Below are 6,588 nucleotides of genomic sequence, written 5' to 3'. Positions count from 1 at the left end.
TACTTCTTTAATGATTCCGCCGTTGCTCACTTTTCCCTGGAGGCGGGATTCGTACCCGTTCTTACCAGCAGCGATCTTGCCATCACCAGCCCGCCGATCAATGATCTTGTGTCGGGACCTGATGGCAAACTCTACCTGGCAACAGATAACGGGATCTACATCTGGGATAACGGCGGGGTATTCCGGCATCTCAGCCGGTTCGAGGGAATTGGAGCGAATTCCGTAGTCGATTCTATCAACATTGACTCGATGAACAGGGTATGGTTTTCAACACCCGCGAATATCGGCTATTACCTTGACCAGTCAGGCACAGGCACACCCATTGAAGTCCAGATCGCGATACCATCATCCACTACTATTCCGGTTATTCCCGCAGAAACCATCTACCAGCGTGCCGTTCCAACCCTCCGTGAGGATGGTGCATCTCCGTCCATGACGAAAGCTACTCCAGACAATTTCCTTGACAGCATTATCCAGTCTCTCCGTGAATTCTTCACCAGTATCGGTCTCAAGCCGCGCTTCTGACTGCCGGGAAAAGAAATTGAAACTGCCAGATTGTTTGCCATTCATTCCGGAATTCTGGTGGTTATCCCGGAATAATCCAGAGAAACACTATCTGCCCACAGGAAGGGAATTATCGGGATTTTAAAGCTTTCCGGTTCTGTAACTCAAGGAGAGAGAAGTTTTCAAGCGAATCAAGGAGCACTTTGCGTGCCTTTTTGTTCCTTGCCTCGTCCGTTGAGAGGAGGTCCGAAGCAATATACTTCAGGGTGATGGCATAATACTGGAACCGGGGAAACTCGGTCTCGAACTCCGCGATTCGGGCCATCGCCTCCTTGGGCTCATGGTTCAAAAGATCGAACGTGAAATCGAAGAGATCGACGATCTGTGCCGGTATGTTGTTCGTGACCGCCAGTTTGCGGAACCCCTGATAGGTCATCTTTTTCTGCGTGAGGAGTGAGAGTTTGAGCCCGAGGTAGATCGGTTCAAGTTCATGGGGGTACTGTTTGATCAGCTGGTTGACGACCCCGGCAGCTGAGGCAGGATCGCGGTTTTCAAGATGATAGTAATACATTTCCCGGAGGATGTTGATGTTGGTATAGAACCGCTCGGTCCCGATCTCAAGGATCCGTTTGCGCATTGCCGCATCATTGGTATCAACGGCATTTTTCAGCCCGGTCTCAATGAACCAGATCTCATCAGGGAACCACTCCAGTCCGGTGAAGATCATCTGCCAGAAGATCTTTTCCAGGAAGGAGGGATCATCGATGTCAAGTTGCCGGAGGGTGTTTATGGGTGGCTTGGTCTTTGCAAGTTTGAGAAGCATCTCCCGTGCAAGAAGCTCCATCTCCCCGGGACGGAGGTTCTTTGCAGGCGATTCATCATCCTTCCGGAATTCGCGGTGCGAGAGGGTGTAGTAACAATGGGCAAGAGCCATGCCGAGTTTTACATCAAGGAGCGCGTAGTTCTTTAAAAACTCCAGACCGTGGACAGGATCCCCGGCCTTAACCATCCGGAGACCGATAACGATGTTGATGCCCTGGTCGGCATTTTTCATCTTCTTGAAACGGAGTGCATTCGTCTTCACGCGCCGGACATAGTCAAAATCGGCGATGTTCCGGCTTGCATCCAGGATCTTGAAGGTGATGCTGTCAATGAATTCATCATAGTCATCATCACCGAGATGGGGGAATGAACTCTCGAGCGCTGACACAACATAGCCGAAAAAAACAGGGAGGTTCGCGTCAACTTTTACAGTATTGCGCTCAATATACCCGCTGAAGTCTTTTTTGAGCACATGCAGCTTGTCGTAGACAATGGCATCCGAAAGCTGTTCTCCCCGCATATAGCAAGAATAGCATGTTAAAATATTAAAATATAGGAGTATTTTTCGGGGTGGATTTAATCTTCGCCCTGGGAGTAGTAATAGTATTCTCCCAGCGACTTTTGTTCGCGGTCCAGGAAGGAGTCCGGCTTATTGATCCGCGGCCTTCCACTCTGGTCCCGCCGGAATGTTACATCAAGTTCGTGCAGGAACCGGTTCATGCCCTCCCGCATCGGGAACGGACCGGAAGCCGTGCCCTGGACACCCGGTTCACCATCGAAGACAAGGATCCGTTCGCTGATCATGTCGATAACGTAAATATCATGGTCGATCACCATGATCCCCACCTCTTTCCCTTCGGCATGCCGCTTTATCATCCTCGTGATCCGGACCCGCTGCTCGACATCAAGGTGGGCACTGGGTTCATCGAGGATATAGAGGTCGGCATCGCGGGAGAGGCACCCGGCGATGGCGACCCGCTGGAGTTCCCCGCCGCTCAGGGAATCGACCGGTGACTGGAGAATCGGGGTCAGGGTCAGCGTCTCGATAATCTCGTGCTGGTACATTGACGAGTCAAACTTATTCGTGCACCGGCGCAGGTACATCTCCACGGTGTCGGTTGTATCGGCTTTGATGTACTGGGGCTTGTAGGATATCTTCAGGGTTGTCTCAAGCGACCCCGTTGTCGGTGTCTCAACCCCGGCAAGGAGCTTGGCAAACGTGCTCTTCCCCATCCCGTTTGCCCCGACAACGCCCAGCACTTCACCGGCGCGGACCGTACCGCCACCGACCGTCAGCTGGAACATATCGTACTTCTTTGTCATCGCCGGGATGAGGAAAAGATCCTCGCGGTTTGATCCCTTCTCGTGCGCCCTCTTTTCGAAGACTACCTGCGTGTCGCGGAAACGGACGTTCTCTTCAGCAAGGAAGCCTTCGAGATACTGGTTGATCCCGACCCGGACACCCTTGGGGCGGGTAATGATACCAAAGACAGCCGGCTTACCGTACCCGACATGGACAGTATCGGCCAGCATATCAAGGATGGCAAGGTCGTGCTCCACGATGACGACCGGGCGCTCTGCAGCAAGATCGCGAATCAGTTTTGCTGCTGCTATCCTCTGGTAGATGTCGAGGAAAGGCGTTATTTCATCAAGGAAGTAGAGGTCGGCGTCCCGGGCAAGGCAGGCAGCAATGGCGACCCGCTGGAGTTCCCCGCCGCTGAGCGTGGCAATGTCATGGTCAAGAATAGCGTCCAGTTTGAGGAGCGGGATGATCCCTCCAAGCCTCCCGCGCTCGTCAGTGGTCTTCAGGAGCGCCGCCACTGTGCCAGAGAAGACTTTCGGGATAAAATCAATGTACTGGGGCTTGGTTGCGATCTTTATGCTCTTTTTTGAGACGGTCTGGAGATAGTCGAAGAGTTCCGTTCCGGTATAGCGCTTCAGGATCTCTTCCCAGGCAACCTCGCTGTCGAAGTTACCGAGGTTGGGACGGAGCTGGCCTGAGAGGATCTTGATTGCGGTACTTTTCCCGATACCGTTTGCCCCAAGGATACCGGTGACCTTCCCTTCCACCGGTACCGGAAGACCATACAGGGCAAACCCGTTCATCCCGTACCGGTGGGTCGGGTGCTCAAGCTCTTCCGGAAGGCTGACAATATCGATGGCATCGAACGGGCATTTCTTGATACAGATACCGCATCCAACGCAGAGCTCCTCGGAGACCTGGGCTTTTCCGTCCTCACCGAGTATCACCGTCTCGTCTCCGGTCCTGACCCGGGGGCAGTAGATGATGCACTCAGTACCGCACTTCCGGGAATGGCAGCGGTCTTTGTGGACAATGGCGATTCTCATGGTGTATCACAAAAAAGAGCGTTAGCGGGGAATCGAGGTGAGCAGGATCGTCCATGTCATAAACCAGAATGCAAAGGTCATGAATCCCTGGTAGAACCAGTCCTTTCCGCCAAGTTTTGATGTGTCCATCCGCATCAGCATGAAGATATGCTTCTGCAGGACGATGAACACGAGCATGAACATGAAACCGAGAAAGCCCTCCGCCTGGATCCCGGAGGCGTCCGGGGTTCCGCCAAAGTAGTAGGCGAGCACGCCGGCAAGCATACCCAGCAGGGAAGCGATCAGGGTTCTCTTGATCCGTTCGATATGTTCAGCCTGCTTGTCTGCCTTGGTCTTCGCCTTTTTTGTCTGGACCGGCTTTTCTTGAGGAATATCTTCGCTCATCCCGTAACACCAGTTGTCGTATACCTATGTTTGCCAAGCCATATGTAATTTGGTTTTGCCCTTTTCGCGGATGATTATACGTTTATCAGCTTCCGGCAGCTAATAAGTAACCGATAGAGACGTATGGCATCCGAACAGGGTATGAGCGGGATTGATGTCAGGGCAATGACAAGTGAGTTACAGGAGAAGCTGCCGCTCTGGATCGACAAGGTTTACCAGTTCGACTCAAAGACGCTGGGCATCCGTCTCAATGGGGAAAACAAGGCAAAGTACCTGTTGTTCATCGAATCCGGCCGGAGAGCCCACCTGGTTGCTGATCTTCCCGAACCTCCAAAGAATCCGCCCCACTTCGCCATGCTCCTGCGAAAACACCTTTCGGGAGGAAAGGTCCTCTCGATCCATCAGCATGGGCTTGAGCGGGTCCTCATCTTTGTGATCGGGAAAGGGACAACGACCTTCAACCTCATCATTGAGCTCTTCGATAACGGCAATGTCATCCTTGCTGATGAGAAGATGACAATCATCAAACCGCTCTGGCACCACCGGTTCAAAGACCGGGAAGTTGTTCCCGGTGCCACCTATACGTTTGGAAGCACGGATCCCACCGCATCGGAGGAGAGCCTTTCAGCGTTTCTTAAAAGTGATGAGAGGGATCTTGTCCGGGCACTTGCCATCGGGTGCATGCTTGGCGGCATGTATGCGGAATATATCTGCAGAGATGCAGGTCTCGACAAGACAATTCCTGCCGCTTCTGCAGATCCGGCCAGGATCTTCTCCTCCCTGCAGGCACTCTTCCGCCAGGTTGAAGGGGCCCGTTCTCCAATAATCGCGGCTAAGCACTGCGAATCCGTCAATCTCCGCATGGGAGAGGCGACAACGGCGTACCCGACATTCTCCCTTGCCCTCGAAGCATTTTACCCCATGACCAAGGCCGAGAAGAAGGCCACGTCACGCCCGAAGATCGCAAAAGAGGACCGGATTCGCAGCCACCAGCTGGCGGCGATAAAAAAGTTTGACCGGAACATCACACAGGCTGAAGAGATGGCCAATGCAATCTACGAGAACTACCCGTTCATCACGCAGGTCATCAGCACTCTCGCAACAGCAAGCAAAACCCATTCCTGGCAGGAGATTGAGAAACGGATCCGGGCCGCTCCTTCAGAAGAGACAAAAAAGATCACGGCATTCTTCCCTGATGAGGCAGCAGTCGAGATCGGCATCGGAAAGAAAGTGAAGATCTTCGTGCACGAGAGCGTGGAGCAGAACGCCGGCCATTACTATGACGTGATCAAGAAGTTCAGGAAGAAGAAGGCCGGCGCAGTCACGGCAATGGAGACCGTTGCCACAAAAAAACAGACCAAACGGCGGGAGTTCATCCCCTTAAAGAAGCAGTGGTACCACCGCTTCCGCTGGTTCATCACCAGCGACGGGGCCGTTGTCCTCGGCGGGCGTGACGCCTCCCAGAACGAGGAACTGGTCAAGAAGTACATGGCCGGGGGGGATACCTTTGTCCATGCCGATGTCCATGGAGCCAGCGTAGTCCTCGTCAAGGGAAAGACGGACCGGATGGACGAGGTGGCGCAGTTTGCGGCATCGTACTCCGGTGCATGGCGGAGCGGCCACTTCAGCGCAGATGTGTACAGCGCCCTTCCCTCGCAAGTGAGCAAAACGCCGGAGGCCGGCGAGTTTGTCTCGCGGGGCTCCTTCATTGTGCGGGGGGAACGGACCTATTACCGGAACATCCCGCTCTCCACCTGCATCGGCCTGATGGTCGAACCCCAGGCAGCTGTCATCGGGGGACCGCCATCTGCTGTCAGGGAGAAAGTCAAAGCATTTGTCGAACTCCGGCCCGGCCAGTTCGAGCCAAACGACGTTGCAAAGAAAGTACTGCGCACCCTGAAGGAGAAGATCCCGGAGGATGATGTGAAGGCGCTCAAGGGCATCCTGAACACCGAGAAGGTGGCAGCATTCACCCCGCCCGGCGGATCGGATATCGTGGGGCACCATGAAGGCTGAGTGCGGGGAGATGCGGGGAAATTATGGCGAGATCCGGCTGCTTCCAGAGAGCATTGACGATCTCTGGCACCTCCAGCACATCATCGCCCCGGGCGACCTGGTCTTTGCCACGACATTCCGGAGCGTGGATACGGCAAGCGACAAGCTCCGTCCCGAGAAAGTCGAGAAACGTCCGGTACGGCTCGGCGTACGCATTGACCGCGTCGAGTTCTCCGTTCACGGCATACGACTCAGGCTCACCGGAATTATCGAGCACGGTGTGGATACCGGGGCATTCCATACCATCAATGTCGAGACAGGTTACGAGATATCAGTGATCAAACAGTGGAGACAACTCGATCGTGAACGGATAGAACGAGCCGTCAAAGCATCGGTCTATGGTGTCATCCATGTCCTGACCATTGAAGAGGGAGAGGCCGAACTCTTCCGGCTCCGGCAGTATGGCCCGGAGAGCGTCATCACCATCACTTCCGGGAGCGGGAAAGGGGCGGAGACGGAATCACGGCGGGATTT

Annotated in this window: 4 protein-coding genes and 2 pseudogenes; 3 read left to right on the top strand and 3 right to left on the bottom strand. The window is 54.2% G+C overall.

The annotated features are described in order from the left end of the window. Window positions 1–525, top strand: a pseudogene (locus PHF39_RS13450) (hypothetical protein); the annotation flags it as partial. 109 nt (window positions 526–634) lie between these two features. Here the strand turns inward: PHF39_RS13450 and PHF39_RS13445 are convergent. From PHF39_RS13445 to PHF39_RS13435, 3 genes are read right to left on the bottom strand one after another with little or no spacing between them, the layout of a single operon-like run. Beyond that, on the bottom strand, window positions 635–1,846 hold the full coding sequence (locus tag PHF39_RS13445) for a hypothetical protein (RefSeq protein ID WP_300224982.1): 1,212 nt from the start codon (window positions 1,844–1,846) through the stop codon (window positions 635–637). A 56-nt stretch (window positions 1,847–1,902) separates the two neighbouring features. Beyond that, complete coding sequence (locus PHF39_RS13440) at window positions 1,903–3,675, bottom strand: ribosome biogenesis/translation initiation ATPase RLI (protein WP_300224980.1); 1,773 nt, start codon at window positions 3,673–3,675, stop codon at window positions 1,903–1,905. 21 nt (window positions 3,676–3,696) lie between these two features. Continuing rightward, window positions 3,697–4,059, bottom strand: a complete 363-nt coding sequence (locus tag PHF39_RS13435; protein ID WP_300224978.1) for a hypothetical protein — start codon at window positions 4,057–4,059, stop codon at window positions 3,697–3,699. Window positions 4,060–4,182: 123 nt separating this feature from the next. On the opposite strand from PHF39_RS13435, the gene rqcH reads away from it, so the two are divergent. Together rqcH and PHF39_RS13425 are read left to right on the top strand one after the other, a co-directional pair. Continuing rightward, entirely contained in the window at window positions 4,183–6,075 is a 1,893-nt protein-coding gene (gene rqcH / locus PHF39_RS13430) for a ribosome rescue protein RqcH (RefSeq protein ID WP_300224976.1), read from the top strand. Beyond that, window positions 6,065–6,588, top strand: a pseudogene (locus PHF39_RS13425) (mRNA surveillance protein Pelota); the annotation flags it as partial. The gene rqcH and the pseudogene PHF39_RS13425, both read left to right, overlap by 11 nt.

The organism is Methanoregula sp., assembly GCF_028712425.1.
Lineage (GTDB): Archaea > Halobacteriota > Methanomicrobia > Methanomicrobiales > Methanospirillaceae > Methanoregula.
The sequence above is the reverse complement of the archived record's forward strand: the minus strand, read 5'-3'. Positions and strand labels throughout refer to the sequence as shown.

Coding starts and splice junctions, on each gene's coding strand:
- PHF39_RS13445 (WP_300224982.1), bottom strand. CDS start 1,846: ATGCGGGGAGAACAGCTTTCGGATGCCATTGTCTACGACAAGCTGCAT.
- PHF39_RS13440 (WP_300224980.1), bottom strand. CDS start 3,675: ATGAGAATCGCCATTGTCCACAAAGACCGCTGCCATTCCCGGAAGTGC.
- PHF39_RS13435 (WP_300224978.1), bottom strand. CDS start 4,059: ATGAGCGAAGATATTCCTCAAGAAAAGCCGGTCCAGACAAAAAAGGCG.
- rqcH (WP_300224976.1), top strand. CDS start 4,183: ATGGCATCCGAACAGGGTATGAGCGGGATTGATGTCAGGGCAATGACA.